Here is a 22,385-nt window from a genome sequence, read left to right as displayed (position 1 = left end):
TTGAGGGGCCACCTGTATTGGCTAGCTCAATGGTGTACTCGGCAGGATTCACTGGTGTGTACTTGCTCAAATCCGGGAACGCCGGCGGACCGGCCTGGGCTGCACAAGCCGTCAGTAGTGCGGTCGCAGTAGCGCTCAGAGCTGCAGCGAAAGATCTGGCAAGCACTGTTCGTTCCTATCGGTTCGGATTTACTTGGAATTGTTCGACCGTATATGTGTCGTTTGTGGTCGTGTTCCACTGGCTGATGAGGACGTTCAAGTTGTTCAGCGTCGAACCGGGCATTATGTAGCCGCCGTAATTCTGAGGGTACTGGCCGGGAATGTTGTCTTCCCATCGTCCACCTGGCGCTACGACCGTCGGACGTCCATCGAATATCCGTGCCGGATTGCTTTCGTCGCCGACACGAACTTCGGTGCCGAAAGTTGATTGGTTGAAGCCCGACAAGACTGGCCGCCCTTCGACTTCGCGGAAGCTGAGTTCACCGAACCTGTTTCCTTGGCTGATTTCAGCCCTCGACAATTGCCCTGCGTCACCGTATGTGCCATCGCCCAGAAGAGGCCTCCACTTGCTTCGGTCCCAAGCGTCAGCAGGGTTGTCGACCTGATACATGGTGATGCCACGGCTGCGGTCGAACGAATCCGCGGCGATGTGAACCTTTCCGTCCGATCCCTGGTAGGCGCTGATTTGCGACGGAGGGTTCCCATGTACTCCCTGTACCCGCCACGGCTCGTCCTTCGTCGGCGCTGGCACCGAATCCCACGCACGATAGCTGCCCGGAATCATTTGCCAGCCTTTTGCCGGGTCGTTATTTACCTCGACCATCCACGACCCACCAATGGGCTGAAGGTGCCCGTCTGTGGCGACGACCATCATGTAGCTCTTGCCGTTTGCCTGGAACGATCCTGCCGGCAGCGTGTACTTGTAGTTGTTGATGTCGAAGCCCTTTGGCAACTTGTCTGTTGGCCGTCGTTGAAGATGACGATGTCGGCGTCATCGGTGTTGATGACGATGCACTGATGAGAACGCCCCGCTCGACTGTGGCGAGCGGGGCGTTTGTGATCTCGGTGACGGGATCCTCGTCGCGGTGACGTGGTCGTCGCCGTGGTGAAGCGGATCGGGTTCAGTCGGTTGCTGTTTCGCTGATGGCGATGCGGGCGGCTTTCTCCCCGACGATGGAGTGCCCGGCGGCGAACGCGGCCGTGAGCGCGTGCAGGGCGAGATTGTTGACCGCACGCGGATGTCCACGGGAGGCGTTGTGGATCAGGGTCATCGCGTCGTCGGCGAACAGCGCATCGGAGCGGCCGGCGATCTTGGTGTGATGCCCGATGTAGTCGGCGGTGTCGGCCGCTGTCATGCCGGGCAGGGTGTAGCGCACGGCGATGCGCTGATCCAACGCGGCCAGAACACCCAGACGCAGTCGGTGCCGCAGGGTGGGTTGCCCGACCAGGACCACGGCGAACGGTGAACCACTGTCCATGTCGTGGTTGGTCAGCAGCCGGATCGCTTCGAGTTGATGGTTGTCGAGCAGGTGGGCTTCATCGACGACTAGCCTCGATTTTTCGTGGTGATTGTTGTGGGCTCGGTCTGATGCCGAGTTGTGCTGTTGGGTAGTGGTTTTCGTGTGGTGGCGTGGTTGATCTGTCCCGTGTCGCCGGGTGGGCGGGCTTTCCCAGGGCCAGTAGGTCTTTCGTCGTCGGCGGGTCAGGTAGGCCGGCGGGTCAGCCGAAGGCGGTGCGGATGCGGTGCCAGGCGGCCGCGATCGCTGTGGCCCATCGCCAGGTGACGTCGATGCGTAGCTGGGTTTGGCGGGCGCTGCGGGTGATGCGGGCGGCCACGTGCAGGACCCGGTAGCGGAACGTCTGAACTTCGCAGCGGCCCAATTGAGGGTGGTCGGTGAATCCGATGAGCCGGGTCCAGGTGACCAGGTCGGTTGCGGCCAGGACGATTTCGAGCCAGGCGGCGTTGGCCCAAAAGGACTGGCAGGGCAGGTTGCGCAGGCCGGTGGCTTTGAGTTCGCGGATCCGGTCCTCGATGCGGGCGTGCTGACGGTGCCGCAACTCCAGCCCGGCGACCTGCCCGGCGATGACACCAGCTCCGGTGTCGGTGATGAACGCGGTGACCCGCATGCCGTCGGCGTCGGTGAACCGCAGCTGGGCGCCGGGGTGGGGGCGTTCTTTGCGCAGGATGAGGCGGGTGCCGGTCGGCCAGGACGCGAGGTTGACCAGGTCGGTGGCCTCAGCGACCCAGGCGCCGTCGCGGATACCACCGTCGGTGTCGATCGCCGGATACCAGCAATCACCCAGGGTGAGGGTGTCGACTGCGTCTTGCACCCGCACATCGACCGGGTAGCCGAAGGAGAACCCCACCCCCGCGGCGCGGCACGCATCGGCGAATCTGTGGGTGGCTCCGGCGGTATCGGAGCGCACCAACACCTTCGGTGCCTGCCGATGATCGGGATGGTCGGGGTCGGGCCGCCACCGCGGCGGCAGGGACGCCAAGGCCTGGTGCAGGACGATGACGTGGTCGGAGGCGGTGTTGGAGCCGGCGTTACCGGCTCGCAGCAGCCCGGCCAGGGCTTCCCCGCCGGCAATCTCCGGGCGGTCCAGAAACGCCAGCAACGGATGCAGCCCGAACGTCTTCTTCCAGGTCGGGGCAGCCCCGGCTTTGTTGTCGGAATGGTCGATGACCAGGGTGGCGTCGATGTCGATATGCAGCCAGCCCTCGGTGGTGGGGGCGGCGCCAGCAGCCCAGGCCGCCGCCCGCGCCGCGGCCCGGGCAGCACGCACCCCAGGTAGGTGGGCGGCGTCGATCCGCTGATCGATCAGCCGCCACATCGTGGTCGTCGAGGCTTTCGCCCCGAGCACGTGTTCACGGTCACCGCACAGTTGACCGACTGCGTCGATGCAGTCCGCGCCGTCGGCGACTGCAGCCGCCAGATCAGCGAACACCTCTCCGGGCGCGTACACCCACGGGCCGCGGTAGGTGTCGGCCAACGCGGCGGTGACCTGCGCCGATAGGCCGGTCCGGTCGGCGAGCTCGCGCAGCATGCCCATCCCGGCATGCGACACGACCCCGTGACCGTCAGCTGACACTTTCACCCGTCGTGTAACCGCGATATTCTTCACCCGCGAAGTGCCTTCCCGCTGGAACGATTGAAACCTTAGACAAGTCCAATTATTCCTTGCAGGACAGGCACTTTCGCTTATCTACACCCCGAAACTCACAACTTTTCGTGAAAAATCCGGGCTAACACGGGGTTGCGGCCACGTTCAGCGTGCTCGGCGGCCAAGGCGTCTGCGGCTTGGGGAGCCAGCCGGGCGGTGTGAAACGCCGGGGTGTGCCCGAGGGTGGCCACGATGTGGGTGAGCATGCCGCGCACCCCGATGGTGGGGTTGGCGAGGTAGATGATTACGTGCCGCGCCGGATCCAAGGAGGTGGCTGCCGCGCGGATCGCGACGGTTTTGCCAGCGCCGACTTCGCCGGTGATGACGCCGATGGCGCATTGGTCCACACACCAGCCGATGCGGGCGATCGCTTCGCTGTGGCCGGGGTGGCGGTGCAGCATCGACGGCGCCAGATCCCGCCCGAACGGCATCCGTGTGAAGCCCCAATGTGATTGCAACCGTTGAATACTCACGCCGACACCCCGTCCTCGAACTCGTCCTCGGTGGGAGCGAGGTCGGTGATCGAGAGCTGAGCGGCGACCTGGTCGCCGTCGGAGTCGGTTCCGTAGAGGGCGTGATAGCCGATACGTTCATCCTCACGCAGCTGCTCGTGATGGGCGGCAGCGGTCAACGCCAGGTAATCGATCCCCGTCGTTGCCGGCGGGGTCTCGACGGTCTCGGGTCGGGCTTTCGGGTGGGCATGGCGGCTGATGGTGTGCGGTGTCGCGGCACCGAAACTCTGGTCGCGGTGGCGGACCTCGACGGTCTGCAGGTCGAACGGGGAGAACACCAGCTCCACGCGGCGCCCGGCCAGGGCGGGGTCGACCTGGTAGGTGTTGGAATGCAGGGAGACGGTGGCGGTCTTGGTCACCACCCGAAATTCCGACCACAAGAACGCCTCGGTCAGATCCGCCGCCGTCGGCAACTCCGGAGTGTGACCAAGGCGGTCCCAGCCGGTGTCCCAGCGCTCCAGTGGGGATTGCCCGGTCTCGGTATGGGTGCGGCGGTGGTATTCGGTCTCGACCCAGGCCATGAACAGCCGGTTGAGCTCCAACAGCGCACCGGTGTGGTCGACCCCGGCGGCGGCGAGGTCCTCGGTGGTGGTGTCGGTGACCTCAACGAGGAACTGCCCACGCACGGTGCGGAAGAACCGTTCAATCTTGCCCCGTCCCTGCGGGCGCCCGGGCGCCGAATGTACCAGTCGGATACCGAGTTTCGCGCACGCCCGCAGCAGCCAGGCATCGACGAACGCCGAACCATTGTCGACATAAATCGAGGCTGGCACGCCGCGGGCGGCCAGCGCGGGTTTGAGCGCGGCCGCCAGACGCACGGTGTCCTCGGCGAACCCGAACCGGTGACCGACCACCAACCGAGAATGGTCGTCGAGGAAGGCGAACAGGTAGGTCTTGCGGTCACCGACCCGCGGACCGTGCAGAGCGTCGCCGACCCACAGTTCGTTGGGGTCGGCGGCTTCGAACCGGCCGAACACCTCCCTGGCGCCACCGGCGGCCGGGCCCATCAGCTCGCAGCGATGGAAATGGCGCAGCAGGGTCGATTCCGAGGGTGCCCATCCGGTCGCGGTGCGCAGGATGCGGGCCACCTGGGCGGTGGTGCGTGACGGATTCTCCCGCTTCAACGAGGCGGCCAGCTCCAGCACCCCGACATCGGTGCGGGTGGCCAGCCGGCGCGGCTCGGGCACCAACGCTTCGAACCCGCCGGCCCGGTAGCGACGGATCCAACGGTCCAGGGTGGCTCGCGCGATCTGGACCTGGGTGCCGAACGGGTCGATATGGCGACGTTCGGCGATCTCGCGGACCAGCCGACCCCGTTGGCGGGTCGATAACCCCTCGTCCAGCGCCGGGCAGATCAGCTGATACCGGAACAGTCCGATCGCTTGGGCCCGCTCCCGACGCTTGTGCTCCTCCAATGACACCGCAGTGCCCTCCTCGCAGTCGAAGGCCCTGCCCGAAACCAATGCCGGGCAGGTGCCTTCGCGAGGATCACCGATCACGCCGCGCCGCGTCAGAGGCAACTGGTGTTGCGTACCGGACCTACCGCATCCAGGACCAGCCCGGTGAGAGCAGCCGGCCGCCGCTGACCGCGACCAGCACCTGTGCCGGCGTCACCGCGCCCACCAATCCGGCCGGTCCGAACCGCTGCCGGATCGCCGCCGCCGCGGCGTTGACCGCCGCCACCACGTCACCCCAGGGACTGCTCCGCTCGTCGGGAATCGTCACATCGATCCCGACTCGAACCGCCACCATGAGGAACCGCGCCCGAACCGCCTCAAGTCGCCCGCCGGCCCGACGTAGCCAGCCGCGGACCGTGGCCGCCGGAACCCGCAACTGCTCAGCGATCTGCCGATACCCCTGCCCGTGGCCGCGCAGCGACAAAGACTCCCAAATCACCTGTGCCGCATAAGCCCTACGCAGCAACACCGTGACCGGCAACAACACATGGGTCACCAGACACGACCGGCACCGCGCCCGCCGCGGCCGAACCGCACCGGCCAGACCGACGACACGGCGAGTGCGGGCGAATCCCCAGCCGCCAAGAACACCCTGCGAGCACGCCGGGCAGCTGATCTGGCCAGCTGCCAACCGGGACTCGACGCAGACCAGATCAGCCTCTACCGTCACCATCAGTGCCTCCGTGCACTACAGCGCGGCACCCTGCGAGCCCGCCAAGACTTCGGCGGGGTGCCGCGCACCCATCAGTTCCTCATCACACTGATGGTGCACACCACCAAGCTCAAGCCGGCGGGCCACGCCACCGATCACATCGGCAAGATCAATGACGAATGGCCACCCCGTGATAGCCATCCAGAGAGACGGTCAACACTTGTCCAAAGGCAACTGGTCATTTTTCGGGAGTGGGAACAGTAGATTGCTTTTTCCGTCCGGCCCGGTCAGCGGCAGTCCGTAGTGCGGTCGCCCCTGCTTATCGAACGTGACAGGAACTGCGACCGACGGGAAGTGGGGGTTGTCAGGTCCACCGACCTTCGGATCCCTGAACGAGTCACCGAAAATCTGCACCCAATGACCGTCCGGCAGTTGCACGGGTTCACCTAGGTCTGCGGCTCCGATTCCAGGAATGCCCGGTACAGCACCGGTCCCGGCAACAGGCCCGAGATTCCGCGATTGCCCAGGTGCCAGCGGTGGCAGTGCTGGCGGAGGCGCTTGCGGAGCCGGGCGAACCGGGACTCCCGAAATCAGTGACATGGCCTTCGCAAGGTCGGAGTCCACCACATCACTCGCTGCCACGGTGTCGGCAATCTGAGCCTCCAAGTCGGCTACCTTCTCCGACAGCTTCTGTGCGACCTCGGGGGTGTAAAGGCTCAAGTCGGGCGGAACGACGGCATTTGTGTCCATATTGACTTCGACTTGCGGCACCTGCGCGGCGAAATTCAGCAGGGCTCGGGCCATATTGGATACCTTCTGCGATTCGGTTTCGCAGCGGTCCATTGATGAGGCCGCCGTCTTCAGATCAGCTGCGGTCGCGTCGTGGTGTTTCGCCGCGGCGAGAATCGAATCTTTCGCCGTCGCAGCAGCAGACCCTTCCCATGTCGAGACTTTCACCAATCCCCGGTAGAAGTCTGCGGAGTTGGCGTGGTTCTCGGACATCGCGTGCACAGATTTTGCGAGGTCGTCGACTTCGGGGGGGGAGGAATAACATCTCCCGCAGGCTCAGTCCCACCGTGATTTAGATCCCGGAGCTGTCGATATGTTGTGCACCGCTAGCGTCGGCGGCGGTGTAGGCCTGTGCAGCGCCACGGTGAGCCTCGGAGTGGTGGGCGAATTTCGTCGCGGCCTCTACGGAATGGTCTTCTGTGACCTCGAGCATCCCGGCCAAAGCAGCGGAAGCTAGCCCTGACCCCAAGTTCGCTCCGGCAGCGTTGGACTGCGCGGACTCATGAGCCGATGCGAAAGACCGAGCGTGGTCGTCCAGGTCGTTCGCGGCCGCATGAAGTTCTGCGGGCGTGACCCGCAATGGTTCTGACATGGCGCCCCCTGATGTGTCGTCGGTCACGTAATTCCCCAGGGGTTGCTGTCACGTAATTCCCCAGGTGTGGGCCTCGTGTTGGTCTTACCGGTCGGGGCGGGCGTTGTCTAGGTGGTGGTGCGGCCGGGTCGTTTCCGGGGTCGGTAGCTGGGTCCGTCCATGAGGACTTGGTGGCTGGTGTTGATCAGTCGGTCGAGTAGGGATTCGGCCACGACGGGGTTGGGGAACAGCGGGTACCAGTCTTTGGGGGCGCGGTTGCTGGTCAGGATGAGGGGTTTGCCAGCGATGGCCCGGTCGGAGACCAGATCGTAGAGATCGTCGGATTGGGTGGTGGTGTGCTCACGCATCGCGAAGTCATCGACGATCAGTACCAGGGGCCGGGTGTACTCGCGCATGCGCTGGCCGATGGTGCGGTCGGCGTGTCCGCCGGCAAGGTCGGCGAGCATGCGGGCGCATTTGACGAAGCGGATGTCCCCGCCGCGGCGGGCTACGTGATGTCCGAGTGCTTGTGCCACATGGGTTTTGCCGACGCCGACGGGGCCGTAGAGGATGACTGATTCGCCGGCGTCGAGCCAGCGCAGGGCGGCCAGGTCGCGCAGCATCGCGGCGGGCAGTTTCGGGTTGGCGGTGAAGTCGAAGTCTTCGAAGGTGGCCTGTTCTTCGAACTTGGCGCGGCGCAATCGCCGTGTGAGAGCGGCGGATTCGCGGCGGGCGATCTCGTCTTGACAGAGGGCTTGCAGGAATTCGAGGTGGCCGAGGCCGCCGTCGCGGGTTTGGGCGAGCCGGGCATCGAGGGTGTCGAGCATGCCGGACAGTTTCAGGGTGCGCAGCGCGGTGCGTAGCGCCGGATCACAGATAGACATGGTGGGCTTCCTTTGAAGGTTGATTATGTTGCAGCAGTGTGGAATTGGTGACGATCAGGCGATGATGCCGGTATCGGTGCCGAACTGGTCGGGGCCACGCAGAAACGCCCCCGCCGCGCCGGTGCTGGCGGGCGGTTCGTCGCCGGCGTGTTCGGTGCCGGCGGCCAGGATGCCTTTGATGGTGCGGTAGGACGGGTCACCGACGGCGATGGCGCGGGCGCACGCGGCCTCCAACCGGTCGCAGCCGTGTTTGTCGCGCAGCCCGAGCACTCCTTGCGCGGCGCGCAGATGGTGGATGGCGTTGTCGGCCATGAACGCGGCGATCACCGCGACGCAGGCCGGGCCGACCAGTTCGGCGGTGCGCCGGCACCAGGTCGGGGTTTTCATCGCGAACGCGACCTTCTCCGGCGGGTAATGGGCGAAGTCGGTCGAGCGCCCCGATGGGCGGCGCACGTGGATGGCCACCACCGCATCGGCGTGAAAGACCTGTACCACGTCGCCGGCGGTGCGGGCATGCAGGCGTTGCCCGATCAGCCGCCACGGCACCGAGTACAACGCCTTGCCGACCTTGAGGTGCGCGTCGGTGCCGACGGTGCCGATCGACCAGGTGGACAGTTCAAATACTCTGGGCGGCAACCCGATCAACGCGCTGGCTTCGATCGCTTCAAACACCCGCAACGGCGGCGCGCCCTCCAGTGCCCGACACGACCTCGCCCCGGCCACCTCGATGCTCCAGCGCTGGGCGTCGGTTTGCATCGCGGGCAGCCCGTCGAACTGGCGGCCGCGCCAGAACGAATCCCGGATGTATTGCATGGGCCGTTCGACGCGGGGTTTGTCTTTGGGTTTGAACGCCCGCGCCGGGTCGATCAGGGTGCCGTAGTGGGTGGCCAGCTCGGCATAGGCGCGGTTGATCTTCGGGTCATACAGGTCGGGTTTGTCCACCCCGGTCTTGAGGTTGTCACACACCAACCGGGCCGGGACCCCGCCGAAGAACTCGAACGCCGCGACATGGCAAGCGCACCAGGTGGTTTGGTCCATCCGGATCACCGGGCGCACGAACAGGTGCCGCGAACACGCCAACACCATCACGAACGCCCACACCGCCACCCGGCGGCCCACCGCGGGATCGAACCACATGCCCAGGCGACCGTAGTCGATCTGCGCTTCACTGCCCGGCTCGACCGGCCCGCGCGGCACGGTCACCTTCGCTCGTGCCACCTCTTCCGCGAAATGTGTTGCGATCCAACGCCGAACCGAGGACTCCGACACCGCTACCGCATGCTCGTCCCGCAACCGCTGAGCGATCGTGGCGATCGTGACATCGGCATCGAGCCAGGTCTTGATCTGGTCCCGGTGCGGTTCGATCAGCGGCCAGGTCAGCGCCCGCGCCGCAGGATCGGACAGTTCCGGGAACCACCCGCCGATCAGCTCCGACCACTGTGGCGCGGTCAGCGGCTCCGTACCCGGGCCGATACCCGCCGCGACCGCCGGAGCCAAATATTTGCGGACGGTCTTGCGGTCAATGCCCAGCGACTCCGATAACTGGACCTGCGAACGGCCCGCGTGCCAGTGGGTGAACAACTCGACCAAATCGAGCATCACGATACTTCTCCTCGCCATCAGCGCCCTTCCATCCACCATCAGATGGATGCAGAGCGAACCGGTAAACGAGGCCCACACCAGGCAGACACACCGCCCAGGGTGGGGAATTACGTGACAGCCAGGGTGGGGAATTACGTGACGGACAACCCCTCAAACCTGGGGAAATACGTGACCGCTGACAGATGTGCCATTTCCAGAGTAAACCCGGTCAATGCACCGCTCAGACGCGAATTTTCGCACCAAGGACCACTCGAGCCTGACCGCACGACGCTTCCGAGGCGGGTTTACTGCCACCCAGGCAGGAACGGCGTGCTTTCTCCCATGACAAGTTCGGTCCGGCTTCGTCAACTTTCCTTGACGTCAAGGAAAGTTGACGGGCGCAAATCAAACATGCGACAGGAGAGCCGACACGCCAGCCGCGGAGCCGTCCGGCCGACGATTACGAATGCCGCAGCGGCGCCGGGGCCCACCAGCCACTGCGGGTGGCTTTCCCGAGATCGATCTGGGCCGGCTGCGCGTCCGGGTAGTACTGCGTGAACTGCTGCAGCGAGCCCCAGTCCCGGAACCAGTCGTCCTTCAGATACGTCGGCACCGGGGTGGCCTTGAACAGCAGCTCGGTGATGCCGAGCGGCCCGCCGCCGAGGTAGTCCATGACGGGCGAGTTGGCCTCGGCGCCGAAGCGGTCCGGCAGGATGCGCCACTTGGGCACCTCGGTGACGCCGTTGTCGTGGCCGAACGGGCGCTGGCACGGGAACGCCAGGCCGACGAGCCAGTCCAGCATCACCGGGTCCTTCGAGCCGACGACGTCCTGCAGGGTGCGCAGCTTCGGGACGCGCGGCGGGGTGAGGGCGATCCAGTGCTGGGGCGCGAGGTCGTCGTCGGTGGCGACGATGCGGATCAGGGTGGCGTCGCGCGGGATCGCGGCCATCGGGGCGCGCAGGTTGCGCCAGGCGGGTGCGGCACCGACATCGGCGAAGCCGACGGCCCCGGCGATCTTGTCGGCCGCGGCCTGGGCGTCGTTGGCGTACTCGACGCGCACCTCGCCCTGGTTGAAGCGGCCTGCGGCGGCGACGACGAGCAGCGGCCCGGCCTGATCGCGCTGGGGTAGCCGGTACCAGCCCGAGCGCATCCGCGCCGGAATCTGCACGCCGGGGCGCCAGCTGCCCAGTACCGGGGTGGTGGCCGGGTCCAGGTTGTAGGGGAGCTTGGCCCGCGAGCCGTTGACGCCCATCCCGGCGGTGGTGCCGCCTTCGGTGCCCGGCTCCGCGCCGCTGACGGGGCCACCCTCGCTGTCGGCGAAGTTGGTGCCGCCGGGCGGTTCCATGACGGGATCCGCGGAGACATCCGCGGGAATTCCGTTGGGGGTGAAGCCTTCTGCGCTACCGGCGCCGAGGGCGTCACCGACCGTCCCGGTCTGGGGCACGAGCTTGCCGGCGTTGGTGTCCTGTTCGACCATGACGTCGTCGGCCAGGCCGCAGGTCTTTCCGGTCAGCGCCTGCAGGTTCGAGCGGCCGACGGACCAAGCCGGCCACTGCTGCGTCATCCCGAGAGTCAGCGACAGTACTTCGAACAGCACGATGATCCAAGACGCAATTGCCAACGGCGCCTGGGGAATCCGGCGGCTGACAGGCCGCTCGGGGTCGTGGTCGTAGAAGTGCAGCCACGCCGCCCACAGCAGGGTCAGGAACGACAGGCCGAACAGGAACGTGGTGAAGCCGAAGTGCCACTCGGGGAACTGATTCGACCACGGCACACCAAAGTTGGAGACGTACCACCAGCCGTTCACGGTGGCGAACGACAGGGCCATGACGAACAGTACGGTCGCGGCGAACATCGCCCGGTTACGGCGTGAGCGCATCGCGACGGTGCCGACGGCAATGGCGGCCAGTGCGCCCAGCGAACCGGCAAGCCCGGCGAACACCCCGAAGTGGTGCGTCCACTTGGTGGGCGTGAACATCATGGCCAGGAACGAGATGATCGTGATGCCGACGATGCGGCGGGCCGGCCCGGCGGCAGTACCCGGAATTCGCCCCTTGCGCAACGACATTGCCAGCGACACGGCCAGTGCCAGCAGCAGCGTCAGCACCGCGAACCGGCGGGCCACCGAACCGTCGGGGCTGGTGGTGAACAGCCGCTCGTAGCGGATGTGTTCGTCGAACCAGCTCAGCGCGGGGCCGACGGTGGTCTTGAACGAGCTGGCATCGAGCGCGGCGGCCAGCGTCTGGTCGCGGAAGATCAGGATGGCAGTCACGGTGCCGGCGGCGAGGATCGGCGCCAGGAGAGCCAGGTAGCCGAAGCGCGAAGTATGCCGCGCCACAATCGTTTTCAGGGGACCGACGGCGACCAGCAGGGCGCCGATCGCGGCGATGCCGGTCGGGCCGGAGAACAACGTCAGGGCACCGATGATGATGGCGATGGCCACCGGCAGCAGCCGGCTGGTCGCGACTCCGCGTTCCACCGAGCACCAGGTCAGCAGGATGCCGAGCGCGATGATCGGCTCCGGCCGGATGCCGTTGTTGAGCGGCAGCCAGAATGCCAGGAACATGCCCGCGGCGGTCCAGGCGGCGGCGCGGCTGTTCTTGACGGCATGGCCGAGCCGGGGGAGCACTTCACGGCTGATCACCCACCAGCACGCCAGGGCCATCAGGAGCGTGGGCAGGCGCATCCAGACGCTCGACGTGGAGACGTGCGCCCAGAGCGCCAGCAGGTCGTAGTACCAGCCGAACGGCGCCTCCGGAGTGCCGAACCAGCGGTAGTAATTGGCCATGTAGCCGGCGTGCTCGGAGACCCGGGCCATGGTGAGGATGTAGCCGTCGTCGGAGGTGTTGGCACCCACGAAGTGCCACCACACCAGCGTCGTGATCACGACACCATCCAGCGGCTTCACCGACCACCAGCGCGACGGCAGGAACCGCTTGTGCGGGACGCCGTCGGCACGGTCCAGCACGTGGAGGGCCCCCAGTGCGACGACGGTCAGCACCACGCCGAAGATCATCGCCAGCATCTTCAGCAGGGTCGGCGACGTGCTGTAGCGCGAATCGATGGTCGCCGAGAACGTCAGCCCCGGCGGCGCCGCGCCGGACAGGTCGGTGAAGACGCCGACGATCTGTGGGCGGAAGTCATATCCGCTGAGCTCGCCGCGCACGGGCTTGCCCGGGTTCTTGTCCTTCGGGCCCTGCACCAGGCCGACGATCTCGCCGGTGACCTTGTCGGCGTGCGCGGTGAACTTCAGTTCCTTGCACGCGGGGCTGAGCACCTGCGTCAGCGGCGCGCTGACGACCGGGGTGTTGCGCACGATCACCAGCAGGTCGCCGCCGACGCGCTCGATCAGCAGGCCGCGGTCGACGGCCTTGGGTGCCTGCTTGGGCACTGTGGACATCAGCACCGTGGCGGGACCGGTGAGGCCGGCCGCCGCCGAGCACGGGATGGTGATGTCGAGGTCGGTGGCCACGTAGCCGATGAGCGGTGCGTCGACGCTCTTGAGGACGCCCGCCTGCGGCCAGTTCAGCTGCGCAGTGGTCTGGGTGACCGGTAGTAGCGGCGTCGCCATCGCCAGGAACGCGCCGAGCAGTCCGGCCACGATCGCGATCCACCGCGCTGTGCGGTGATTGCGCTCTACCTCAGGTTCCCCGGCCACGGGGCTAGATGTTAGTGGCCGCTACGGATGGCCAGCACGAACGGGCCGATATCTGTGACCTGCCAGTGCTTGCTGTCGAACAGTCGCTCGTCGAGTGCCACCTGGTAGCGGCGCACGTTGGGCTGGTTGGGGTAGACGTCCTCGGCCAATCGCAGCGTGTAGGTGCCGGTGCCGCCGTGGCGCATCAGGAACACCGTCGGCGCCGGCCAGGGCAGCGTGTCGAGGGCCTTGGCGAAGTCGTCGGGGTTGGTCATGGTCGCCCAGCTCTCGATGGCGCCGGAGCGTTCCTTGAACTGTGCCAGCGGGTTCGCGTAGTGCGACGTCAGCCCCTGGAATCCGTAGTAGGGGTAGTAGGACAGGAAGCTGTAGTCCGCGGTCATCACGACGGTCTCGTTGCGGGGCTTGCCCGTCGCCGCCGTGATCTTCCGGTCGATCTCCTGGTAGAAGCGCTCTGAACCGGGTGGACGACGGTCGGCGCGCTGGCCGTGGCCGTCGGTGTCGGTGTAGGCGACGGCGATGTCGGGCCGCAGGATGTCGGGGATCGCCTGGCTGAACGACACGGCGCCGATCGCGCCGATGACAGCGGCCACCGCGATGATCCGGTTGGTGGTCGGCTGCGCATACCGGTTCGCCAGCCCGCGGGCGGCTTCCAGGAAGCCGAATGTGCCGGCCGCGACGAGCAGCACCAGCAGGGTGGGCTGCAGCCGGAACGACAGCAGTGTCGTGCGGGCCAGGGTGGCGAGCATCGACAACAGCGACCACGCGTAGACCGAGATGACGGCCATCCCAAGGGCGGCCGCGCGCGTCGAGCTGCGGCCCTTGACCACCAGCCACAGCGTGCCGGCGAGGCACATGACGCCCAGCAGGGTGGCGTCGAGCATCGGGAAGGTGAGCTGCGCGCCGGACATCGGCAGGTAGTGCTGCGCGGTGCCCTTGTCTGCGGGGTGGCCGTTGAGCACGGCCAGGTAGTACGGCGCCCAGTGGATCGCCGCGATGACGCCGGAGATGACGGCGATGACAGCGACTCGGATCAGCGGCTGGATCTGGCGCCGGGACACGGCCAGCAGCAGCGCCATCAGCGTGAGAGTGAAGGCAGCGTAGCCGAACAACAACGTGTAGAAGAGTGCGGCGATGCCAAGGAAAACTCCGGTACCGAGGATCGCTGCCCAACCTCGCCCCGTGGCCTTGAGCCCCGACCACGCCAGCACGAACACCGGCGGCAGCAGCACGACGAGGACGGCCGAGTACGGCTCGGTGGACGAGTAGGCCAGCGTGACGGCCGCGGTCGCGGTGGTCACCGCCAGGGCGTACTCGAAGCGAATCATGGCCGCCCACAACACGAATGCGGCGACGATCGCCGCGGTGATCGTGATGACCGCCCAGGGCTTGAACATCTCCCATGCCGGCGTGCCGGTCAGGGCGGCCGCCCGGCCGCCGAGCCAGAACCAGCCCGAAAAGTAGTACGGCGGCAGCCCCAGGTACGTCATGTCGTGCGGCACAGCGGTATCCGCGAGCCGCGTCAGGTACTCGGTGCGGAACTGCTGGTCGACCGAGATGCCGAACAGGTACAGCTTGGTCGCGCCCAACGGCATGCCGAGGGTGACGACGGAGAACGCCGCCAGGAGCGACGTGGCCGCGACCTTGGCGCTCTTGCGCCAGCCGCGACGCCACGCCCACCCCGCGAGCAGCAATCCGATCAGCACGGCGCACTGGCCGGCGGTGGTCAGGGCATGCAACTGGTTCGACGAGTTGAACGCCGGCCATTGCACGCGGGCAATCGCTTGCAGCGCAACGACCGCGATGAGCACCGCCAGTGCCATGGCGGCCAGCATCTGGCCGCTCACCCTGGCGCTCGCGGCCAGCGCGCTGCGCATCAGAGCGGGAGTTTGCGGAAGACCGACCGCGGGATGTGTCGGATGACGGCCATCAGGTAGCGCACCGGGTTGGGCGCCCAGATGAGCTCCTTGCCCTTGGCGGCGGCGGCGACGGCCTGGTTGGCGACGTCTTCCTTGTCGACCGTGAACGGCGCCTCCTTGGCGCCGGTGGCCTTCCAGTGCTCCAGCGTCGTGGTGGTGCGGACCTGACCGGGGCGGATGACCAGAACCCGAACCCCGAACTCCCGCAACGCCTCTCCGAGGCCGAGGTAGAAGCCGTCGAGCCCGGCCTTGGTGGAGCCGTACACGAAGTTGGAGCGACGGACCCGCTCGCCGGCGACCGACGACATCGCGATGATCTGGCCGAAGCCCTGCGCCTTCATCTTGTCGCCGACCAGCACGCCGACGGAAACGGCTGCGGTGTAGTTGATCTGGGCGGTCAGCACGGCCTTGGACTGGTTCTGCCACAGTTCCTCGGCGTCGCCGAGGATGCCGAATGCGACGATGGCGACGTCGACATCGCCCTGCTCCCAAGCAGATTCGATGACTGCCGGATGCGACTTGGTGTCCAGCGCGTCGAAGTCGAGGTACACGACCTCCTTGGCGCCGGCCGCTTCGATCTGGGCGATGGCGGCGTCGCGCTTCGGGGCATTCGGCAGGTCGGCGAGGATCACCCGGGCCTTGGCGTTCTTGAGGTAGCGCTCGACGATGGCCAGGCCGATCTCCGAGGTGCCGCCGAACAGCAGAATGGTCTGCGGGTTGCCGGTTGCGTCAATCACTGAGTCTCCTAGAGAAGTTCGAGGCGGCGGGCCATGTCGGAGGCGAACACGCCGTTCGGGTCGGCTTTGCGGCGGGTGGCGATCCACTCGTCGATCCGCGGGTACATCTTGTGGAAGCTCTCGGCGCTGACGCGCGAGTCCTTGGCGGTGTACACGCGGCCGCCGAATTCCATTGCGCGCTTGTCGAGTTCGTTGAGGAACTCGTTGACGCCGGGCCGGTTCGGGAAGTCCAGGGCGACGTTCCAGCCCTGCATCGGGAAGCTCAGCGGCGCCTTGTTGCCCGGGCCGAACAGCTTGAAGACGTTCAGCGCCGAGTACTGCTTCTGCGTGTGCATCCAGCGGATGATGCCCTTGAACTCTTCGAGCGCATCCGGGGGAACCAGGAACTGATGCTGCGCGAATCCTGCTGGGCCATAGGCATATTGCCAGCCCGAGGTGATGTCGAGCATGTGGTAGAACTGCGTCAGGTTGACGATCTTGCCCTGGTAGTTGCCACTCATCCGGTAGAACGCCTCGCCGATCATGGATAGCGAGAGCTTGTTCATGAAGCTGACCGGGAACAGGTTCGGGATCGCCGGCAGCTGCGGCGCGGTGAACTTCAGCGGATCCTTGGCCAGCTTGGCGGGCAGCTGGTCCACCTTGGCCAGGCTGCCGCGGCTGACCGCGGCGCGGCCGAGCTTGGGCTCCGGGCTGATCAGGTCGAACCACGCGCTCGAGTACGTGTAGTTGTCCTCGCTGCCGTCCTGGTGCACCGCGACGGTCTCTTCGAGATCGTGCGTGGCGATGCCGTCGGCGATGAAGTACGCGCTTTCGGTGCGCGTCATCTTGATGCGCGCCCGGATCACGATGCCCGTGAGCCCGTTGCCGGCGACGGTCGCCCAGAACAGCTCGCTGTCCGGACCGTCGGGGGTGATGGTGTGCACCTCACCGTCGGCCATCAGCAGGTCCAGTGACAGCACGTGATTGCCGAAGCTGCCCGCGCTGTGGTGGTTCTTGCCGTGGATGTCGGAGGCGATCGCACCGCCGACGGTGACCTGCCGGGTGCCCGGCAGCACCGGTACCCACAGGCCGAACGGCAGCGCGGCCTTCATCAGCTGATCGAGGCTGACGCCGGCGTCGACGTCGGCGATGGCGGTCTCGGAGCTGATCGAATGGATCCGGTTGAGCGCCGTCATGTCGACGACGATGCCGCCGCCGTTGCACGCCTGGTCGCCGTAGGACCGGCCGAGTCCGCGGCCTAGGATGCCCCGGCGCAGGTGGGCGGGGCTGGAAGAGTTTGCGTCCGCGACCCGCTTGACCGCCTCGGCGATCACTGAGACATCGGGTGTGGACAGCACGTTTGTCACGGACGGTGCCGTGCGGCCGAACCCGGTGAGGGCGCGGCGCGTCAGGGGCAGCGTGACGTCAGGCTGGGTAGACATAACGGTCAAAGGGTACCGGCCAACGTCACTTCAACCGGAAAATCACGGCTCGCTGCACCACGAAGTTGATCACTGTCGCCGTGCCCTGGGCGATGACGAAGGCCACCGGCCGCCGCCAGGACTCGCCCGCGAATTGCAGATAGAACAGCTGATTGATGCCGACCTGCAGCCCGAAGGTGACGGCGTACAGGATCACAACCGCGATGAAGCGCGCCCGGCTCGGTTCGGCCTGGAAGGTCCAGCGCCGGTTGATCAGGTAGGCCGTCGTCGTGCCTGCGATGAAGCTGAGCGTCTTCGCGATGAGTGTGGCCCGCGCGTCCGGCATGCCGTTGGCCACGAAAACGAAGCTGAGCAGTACGTACAGCCCGTAATCGACGATCGCGGACAGGCCGCCCGTCACGATGAACCGCCACGCCTGCGTCACCAGGCCCAGCGACGCCTCGACGGCTTTCTCGGCGCTGTGTTCTGCATGGTGTTCGGCGGGGATGTCCACTGGCTCGGCCACCCGGGCAGCTTACGTGCACCATGGACACGTGACCGATTTGCTTCAGGCATGGCACACCCTGCTGGCGCGGCATTCGTCGTCGCCTCGCGTCGACGACGTCGGGGCGTCGCTGCTCGGCCGGTGGGCCGAGCCGCACCGCAGTTACCACGACCTCAGTCACCTGCGCGGCATCCTGTCCGGAGTGGACGCCCTGGAGGAGTTCGCCGACGATCCTGACGCGGTCCGCCTGGCGGCCTGGTACCACGACGCGGTGTACGCGGGGCAGTCCGACGACGAGGAGAACAGCGCCCTGCTCGCCGAGTCGGACCTCACCGATCTGGGTGTGGACCCGGATTTCGTGGCGGAGGTGGGCCGCCTGGTGCGGGTGACCATCGCCCACGATCCCGCAGCCGACGATCACAACGGCCAGGTGCTGTCCGACGCCGACCTGGCGGTGCTGGCCGTGCCGCCGGCCGACTACCAACACAACACCGCGCGGGTGCGGGCCGAGTACGGCCATGTCAGCGATGCGGATTTCGGTCTGTGGCGCGGCCGGATGATCGCGGCGATGCTCGCCGGGCCGTCGCTGTACCGCACCGATGCGGGGCGGCGGCTGTGGGAGGACGCGGCACGGACGAATCTGAGGGCGGAGCTGGCGGCGCTCAGCGGCTGACGGCTTTCAGCACGTCGTGCAATGCGTCGAGCGCCGCGTTGAAGTCGTGATCGGCGGGCGTGCCGAAACTCACCACCACGCCGTCCTGAGGCGGGGTGTCCGCCGCGTCGGGATGCCGCAGCAGCGCCAGCCCGGACAACGCGATGCCGGCGTCGGCTGCGCGTCGCATGACCTCATGTTCTGTGCCGTCGGGTAGTCGGATCAGGGCGTGCAGTCCGGCGGACAGGCCACTGATCGCGACATCCAGACCCGACAGCCTCGCCGCGAGCGCGTCGCGCCGGCGCCGGTAGCTGTTGCGCATGCGGCGAATGTGCTTGTCGTACTGACCGGATTCGATGAAGTCGGCCATGGTCAACTGGTCGATGGCGTTGACGTAGAACTGCTGCCCGCCCGCCGCGGCCAGGACAGGGTCGATCAGGTTGTCGGGCAACACCATCCAGCCCAGCCGCAGCACCGGCGCCAGGCTCTTGCTGGCCGAGCCCAGGTAGGCCACCCGATCGGGATCCAGACCCTGCATCGAGCCTATCGGCTGCCGGTCGTAACGGAACTCGCCGTCGTAGTCATCTTCCAGGACATAGCTTTTCGTGCGGATCGCCCAATCGAGGGCGCGGGTGCGCCGTGTGGGATGAAGTGGTACCCCGTGGGGGAAATGATGCGCCGGCGTGAGCAGAACCGCAGCGGCGCTGGTCTTTTCGAGATCGTCGACGACGGCGCCGTGATCATCGATCCGGATCGGCACGGTGCCGGCCCCATTGTCGGCGATGGCGTCCCGGAACAGGAACAGTCCGTAGTTCTCGACCGCAATGATGCTCGGCGCGAACACTTTTGACAGCAACTCGACGGCGTGCCGCGTGCCGGCGCAGATGACGATCGATTCGGCCGTGGTGCGTACACCGCGGGCTCGGGCCAGGTAGGTGGCCAGGGCCGTGCGCAGTTCGTGGCGGCCGCGGGCGTCACCGGTGCGCAGCGCCTCGGTCGGGGCGTTGGTCAGGGCCCGTCGGGCCGACGCCAGCCAGGCCTGCCGCGGGAAGGCCGCGACGTTTCCCGAACCGGGCATGAGGTTGTGGGTAGGCGTGCCCGGCTGGGCGCGCTGGGTGGCCGGTGCCGAGTCGGTGTGCGAGCCGATCACCCACGTGCCCGCGCCCTGGCGGGAGCCCAGCCAGCCTTCGGCGACCAATTCGGCATAGGCCTCGGCGACGGTGTTGCGGGCCAAGCCGAGGTCGGCGGCCAGTGACCGGGAGGGCGGCAGCATGGTGCCGGCTGGCAGGCGGCGTGACCGGACCGCGTCTCTGAGCGCCTGGATCAGCTGGTCGCGAGTGCCGCGGCGGCCCGGTTGGACGGCCTGGCCGAGGTCCAGATGCAGGTCCAGTCCGGCACCGCCCGCCGCAGAATTGGCCCATGAAACCACAGAGAAATTGAACCATGTTCGCGGGTTTTTGATGGCTAGCGTGGATGGCATGACCGAGACACTCAACGCACCGACCACCACCGCCCACGCCAAGCGGATCGATATCTACGAGGCAGCTCCCGAGCTGTACGCCGGGATGATGGCCTTCAGCAACGCCGCGTCGAAGGAGCTCGATTCGACCATCGGCGAACTCATCAAGATTCGCGCCTCGCAGATGAACCACTGCGCCTTCTGCCTCGACATGCACGTCCATGACGCGCGCCGTTTCGGCGAGACCGAGCAGCGCCTGGCCCTGGTCGCGGCGTGGGAGGAAGCCGGCGACCTGTTCACCGAGCGCGAGCGGGCCGCGCTGGCCATCACCGAAGCCATCACCGATCTGAGCCACGGCCCGGTTCCCGACGACGTCTACGCCCAGGCGGCCGCCGTGTTCACCGAGCGCGAGCTCGCGCACGTCGTCGGCATGGCCGCCGTCATCAACTCGTGGAACCGGTTGAACGCCGCTACGCGGAAGGCCGTCCCGCGCCGTCGCTGAACGCGCGGACCGCAGCGGCGAATTCCTCGGGGGCGTCGGACTCGACATAGGTTCCGGCGCCCTCGACGATCACCGTCGTGTGGTCGGGGAACGTCGCCTCCAGCCGCTCGCGCTCCTGGGCGCGGAAGGCGATGTCGGCGTCGCCCCAGATGATGAGGGTCGGCAGATGTGCGACGTTCGGCAGCCCGGCTTCGACCTCCGTGAAGAAGTCGCGGCTCGCCAGCACCCGGCCGGGAAGGACGGCGGACGCCTGGCGCCGGTCCGCGGTGTCCAGCGCGCGGCGGTAGTGATCCATCTCGGCGTCGCTGAGCTTGCGCCTGCGGTGGCCGGTGGGGATGAAGGCGTTGACCAGCAGATTGAACTGACGGACCAGGAAGCGTGTCGGAAGCCCGCCCATGATGCGGCCGAACGCTTCGAAATGCAGATCTCCGTTGACCGGCCAAGCCCAGGTATTCGCCAGTACCAGCCGTTGGAATACCTCCGGCCGCCGCTGCGCCACCGCGATACCGATCATGCCGCCCCAGTCCTGGCCGACCAGCGTGAGGTCCTCGAGGTCCAGGGCGTCGACGAACGCGGTGACGACGTCGGCGTGCTCCTCGGGCAGGTACCGGTAGCCGGGTCTCGGCGTCGACAGCCCGAAGCCGGGGTAGTCGAGGGCGATGCACCGAAAGTCCTTGCGCAGCAAGTTGATTACATCGCGGAAGAGGAATGACCAGGTCGGGTTGCCGTGCAGCATCAACAGTGTGGGGCCGGATCCTTCGTCCACGTAGTGCACGGTGTGGCCGTCGATCTCGATGAAGTGGCTCTCGAACGGGAACAGTTCGTCGTCGACCCAGGCGGGCCGTGTGGTCGAAGCGGTGTCGGTCATGGCAACCCCTGTTCGGATCGGCTTCCGGGTATGCTTGAACATCTCATAATCACTTGAGAAACTCAAGTAGAAGGACGGCAATGCGAAGCTACGACCAATACTGTGGGCTCGCCCGTTCGCTCGAAATCGTCGGCGACAGATGGAATCTGCTGATCGTTCGCGAACTTCTCATCGCACCCGGCCGCTACCGCGATCTGATCGCCCGGCTCCCGGGTATCGCGACCAACCTGCTCGCGGATCGGCTCCGGGACCTCGAGGCCACGGGCGTCGTCGAGCGGCGGCTGGCCGGCGAGGGCAGTGCGGTCGAGTACACCCTGACGCCGTGGGGCGCGCAGCTGCGCCAGCCGATCGAGAGCCTGCTCCGCTGGTCCACGCCGCTGATGATCAGCGGTCCCGCCGACAGTGATTCCTTCCGGCCGGAGTGGCTGACCCTCGCCGTCCCGGCGCTCCTCAACGGCCGGGTCAAGGTCCGCTCCGCCGTGACGATCGGCCTCGTGGTCGGCGACCAGACCCTGCAACTGCGCGCCACGCGTTCAGGCTTCGACGTCGGTCCACATGACGGTCGCCCGCTCGACGCCTCCGTCGTTGCCATCCCCGCCTGCATCCTCGGTCTCGCCGCGGGCGCTCTCAGCCTCAGCGACGCCCGTGCACTCGGGATCGTCGAAGTCGACGGCGATGAAGCCGCTGTCCGCGCGGTCTTCGGCACCTGAGCGGGCGTCCGGATCGGCTGATCGTGTAGCAACTCCTCCCGCTCCGGCCCGGCGGTGCTGCGCTGACCGTGAGGGTGTGTCGTGCGGATTGTCGGCGCTGCGGGCCGCCTCTGCGTAGCGAGCGAATCTGTGCAACCCTTGAGCGCTGCGGGCGACCAGTAGCTTGCGCAATATTTCCAATTGGTAGCAATTGCCTTGGCGCGGGGCGGGTGACCCAAATATCTGACGAAACAGTCAATTATGAATGCATCTAACTGCACGTCCGGCGAGTAAATGCTGAGTTGACCAGCTAATAAGTTCAGCACAAATGGGCGCTCGGGGTGGCCATTTATGGAAACTGGAACACGTTCTATCGGCTGATTTCTGT

The 22,385-nt window shown here is 66.6% G+C and carries 18 protein-coding genes and 2 pseudogenes; 3 read left to right on the top strand and 17 right to left on the bottom strand.

Translation table 11 applies throughout. The features are described from left to right. Window positions 1–175: 175 nt before the first annotated feature. The 15 genes and pseudogenes from ACJEIK_RS27610 to ACJEIK_RS27540 all read right to left on the bottom strand — a co-directional run bounded on the left by ACJEIK_RS27610 (window position 176) and on the right by ACJEIK_RS27540 (window position 17,830). Complete coding sequence (locus ACJEIK_RS27610; RefSeq protein ID WP_409430655.1) at window positions 176–952, bottom strand: DUF4185 domain-containing protein; 777 nt, start codon at window positions 950–952, stop codon at window positions 176–178. Between the two features lie 169 nt (window positions 953–1,121). After that, window positions 1,122–1,634 (bottom strand): annotated as a pseudogene (locus ACJEIK_RS27605) (ExeA family protein); the annotation flags it as partial. 85 nt (window positions 1,635–1,719) lie between these two features. Continuing rightward, window positions 1,720–3,126 (bottom strand): IS1380 family transposase, encoded by a 1,407-nt coding sequence (locus tag ACJEIK_RS27600; protein WP_061003426.1) that lies wholly within the window; start codon window positions 3,124–3,126, stop codon window positions 1,720–1,722. Window positions 3,127–3,248: 122 nt separating this feature from the next. Further along, window positions 3,249–3,596: pseudogene (locus tag ACJEIK_RS27595) on the bottom strand (AAA family ATPase); the annotation flags it as partial. A gap of 38 nt (window positions 3,597–3,634) precedes the next feature. Continuing rightward, complete coding sequence (locus ACJEIK_RS27590) at window positions 3,635–5,098, bottom strand: DDE-type integrase/transposase/recombinase (RefSeq protein WP_071289796.1); 1,464 nt, start codon at window positions 5,096–5,098, stop codon at window positions 3,635–3,637. Between the two features lie 118 nt (window positions 5,099–5,216). Further along, window positions 5,217–5,807: a hypothetical protein gene (locus ACJEIK_RS27585; protein ID WP_061000565.1), complete on the bottom strand. Its 591-nt coding sequence runs from the start codon at window positions 5,805–5,807 to the stop codon at window positions 5,217–5,219. 15 nt (window positions 5,808–5,822) lie between these two features. Continuing rightward, a complete protein-coding gene (locus tag ACJEIK_RS27580) occupies window positions 5,823–5,987 on the bottom strand; it encodes a hypothetical protein (RefSeq protein WP_160109707.1) in 165 nt (54 codons plus the stop codon). Between the two features lie 12 nt (window positions 5,988–5,999). Next, complete coding sequence (locus tag ACJEIK_RS27575) at window positions 6,000–6,788, bottom strand: hypothetical protein (RefSeq protein ID WP_409430654.1); 789 nt, start codon at window positions 6,786–6,788, stop codon at window positions 6,000–6,002. Window positions 6,789–7,274: 486 nt separating this feature from the next. Beyond that, complete coding sequence (gene istB / locus ACJEIK_RS27570; protein WP_074360265.1) at window positions 7,275–8,030, bottom strand: IS21-like element helper ATPase IstB; 756 nt, start codon at window positions 8,028–8,030, stop codon at window positions 7,275–7,277. Between the two features lie 54 nt (window positions 8,031–8,084). Next, a complete protein-coding gene (gene istA / locus ACJEIK_RS27565; RefSeq protein ID WP_109558051.1) occupies window positions 8,085–9,629 on the bottom strand; it encodes an IS21 family transposase in 1,545 nt (514 codons plus the stop codon). 442 nt (window positions 9,630–10,071) lie between these two features. Further along, on the bottom strand, window positions 10,072–13,269 hold the full coding sequence (locus tag ACJEIK_RS27560; protein ID WP_135357448.1) for an arabinosyltransferase domain-containing protein: 3,198 nt from the start codon (window positions 13,267–13,269) through the stop codon (window positions 10,072–10,074). Window positions 13,270–13,280: 11 nt separating this feature from the next. Beyond that, window positions 13,281–15,143, bottom strand: coding sequence for a galactan 5-O-arabinofuranosyltransferase (locus ACJEIK_RS27555; RefSeq protein ID WP_409430653.1), 1,863 nt, complete (start codon window positions 15,141–15,143; stop codon window positions 13,281–13,283). After that, a complete protein-coding gene (locus ACJEIK_RS27550; RefSeq protein WP_406804098.1) occupies window positions 15,143–15,922 on the bottom strand; it encodes a decaprenylphospho-beta-D-erythro-pentofuranosid-2-ulose 2-reductase in 780 nt (259 codons plus the stop codon). The genes ACJEIK_RS27555 and ACJEIK_RS27550 overlap by 1 nt, the downstream gene beginning before the upstream one ends. 8 nt (window positions 15,923–15,930) lie before the next feature. Continuing rightward, a complete protein-coding gene (locus ACJEIK_RS27545; protein WP_226520048.1) occupies window positions 15,931–17,343 on the bottom strand; it encodes an FAD-binding oxidoreductase in 1,413 nt (470 codons plus the stop codon). A 25-nt stretch (window positions 17,344–17,368) separates the two neighbouring features. After that, a complete protein-coding gene (locus tag ACJEIK_RS27540; protein WP_371824587.1) occupies window positions 17,369–17,830 on the bottom strand; it encodes a GtrA family protein in 462 nt (153 codons plus the stop codon). Between the two features lie 46 nt (window positions 17,831–17,876). Here ACJEIK_RS27540 and ACJEIK_RS27535 point away from each other — a divergent pair, with 46 nt between their 5' ends. Beyond that, on the top strand, window positions 17,877–18,500 hold the full coding sequence (locus ACJEIK_RS27535; RefSeq protein WP_061006232.1) for a hypothetical protein: 624 nt from the start codon (window positions 17,877–17,879) through the stop codon (window positions 18,498–18,500). Here the strand turns inward: ACJEIK_RS27535 and ACJEIK_RS27530 are convergent. Then, window positions 18,490–19,908: a PLP-dependent aminotransferase family protein gene (locus ACJEIK_RS27530; protein WP_409430652.1), complete on the bottom strand. Its 1,419-nt coding sequence runs from the start codon at window positions 19,906–19,908 to the stop codon at window positions 18,490–18,492. The genes ACJEIK_RS27535 and ACJEIK_RS27530 overlap by 11 nt on opposite strands. A gap of 49 nt (window positions 19,909–19,957) precedes the next feature. On the opposite strand from ACJEIK_RS27530, the gene ACJEIK_RS27525 reads away from it, so the two are divergent. Beyond that, window positions 19,958–20,440: a carboxymuconolactone decarboxylase family protein gene (locus ACJEIK_RS27525; RefSeq protein WP_061006234.1), complete on the top strand. Its 483-nt coding sequence runs from the start codon at window positions 19,958–19,960 to the stop codon at window positions 20,438–20,440. Here the strand turns inward: ACJEIK_RS27525 and ACJEIK_RS27520 are convergent. Further along, complete coding sequence (locus ACJEIK_RS27520) at window positions 20,409–21,308, bottom strand: alpha/beta fold hydrolase (protein ID WP_135357454.1); 900 nt, start codon at window positions 21,306–21,308, stop codon at window positions 20,409–20,411. The genes ACJEIK_RS27525 and ACJEIK_RS27520 overlap by 32 nt on opposite strands. Window positions 21,309–21,388: 80 nt before the next feature. On the opposite strand from ACJEIK_RS27520, the gene ACJEIK_RS27515 reads away from it, so the two are divergent. Then, the gene (locus ACJEIK_RS27515) at window positions 21,389–22,018 is read left to right on the top strand and encodes a winged helix-turn-helix transcriptional regulator (RefSeq protein WP_061006236.1); all 630 of its coding nucleotides are present in this window, start codon (window positions 21,389–21,391) and stop codon (window positions 22,016–22,018) included. The last annotated feature ends 367 nt before the right edge of the window (window positions 22,019–22,385 follow it).

Origin of the sequence: Mycobacterium sp. SMC-16, from assembly GCF_046250085.1 — a bacterium.
Lineage (GTDB): Bacteria > Actinomycetota > Actinomycetes > Mycobacteriales > Mycobacteriaceae > Mycobacterium > Mycobacterium phocaicum.
This window is presented reverse-complemented; position numbering and strand designations above follow the sequence as displayed.

Excerpts from the sequence above, each read along its gene's own strand:
- ACJEIK_RS27585 (WP_061000565.1), bottom strand. The coding sequence starts at position 5,807 with ATGGTGACGGTAGAGGCTGATCTGGTCTGCGTCGAGTCCCGGTTGGCA.
- ACJEIK_RS27580 (WP_160109707.1), bottom strand. The coding sequence starts at position 5,987 with ATGGCTATCACGGGGTGGCCATTCGTCATTGATCTTGCCGATGTGATC.
- ACJEIK_RS27575 (WP_409430654.1), bottom strand. The coding sequence starts at position 6,788 with ATGTCCGAGAACCACGCCAACTCCGCAGACTTCTACCGGGGATTGGTG.
- istB (WP_074360265.1), bottom strand. The coding sequence starts at position 8,030 with ATGTCTATCTGTGATCCGGCGCTACGCACCGCGCTGCGCACCCTGAAA.
- istA (WP_109558051.1), bottom strand. The coding sequence starts at position 9,629 with ATGCTCGATTTGGTCGAGTTGTTCACCCACTGGCACGCGGGCCGTTCG.
- ACJEIK_RS27555 (WP_409430653.1), bottom strand. The coding sequence starts at position 15,143 with ATGCGCAGCGCGCTGGCCGCGAGCGCCAGGGTGAGCGGCCAGATGCTG.
- ACJEIK_RS27545 (WP_226520048.1), bottom strand. The coding sequence starts at position 17,343 with ATGTCTACCCAGCCTGACGTCACGCTGCCCCTGACGCGCCGCGCCCTC.
- ACJEIK_RS27525 (WP_061006234.1), top strand. The coding sequence starts at position 19,958 with ATGACCGAGACACTCAACGCACCGACCACCACCGCCCACGCCAAGCGG.
- ACJEIK_RS27520 (WP_135357454.1), bottom strand. The coding sequence starts at position 21,308 with ATGACCGACACCGCTTCGACCACACGGCCCGCCTGGGTCGACGACGAA.
- ACJEIK_RS27515 (WP_061006236.1), top strand. The coding sequence starts at position 21,389 with ATGCGAAGCTACGACCAATACTGTGGGCTCGCCCGTTCGCTCGAAATC.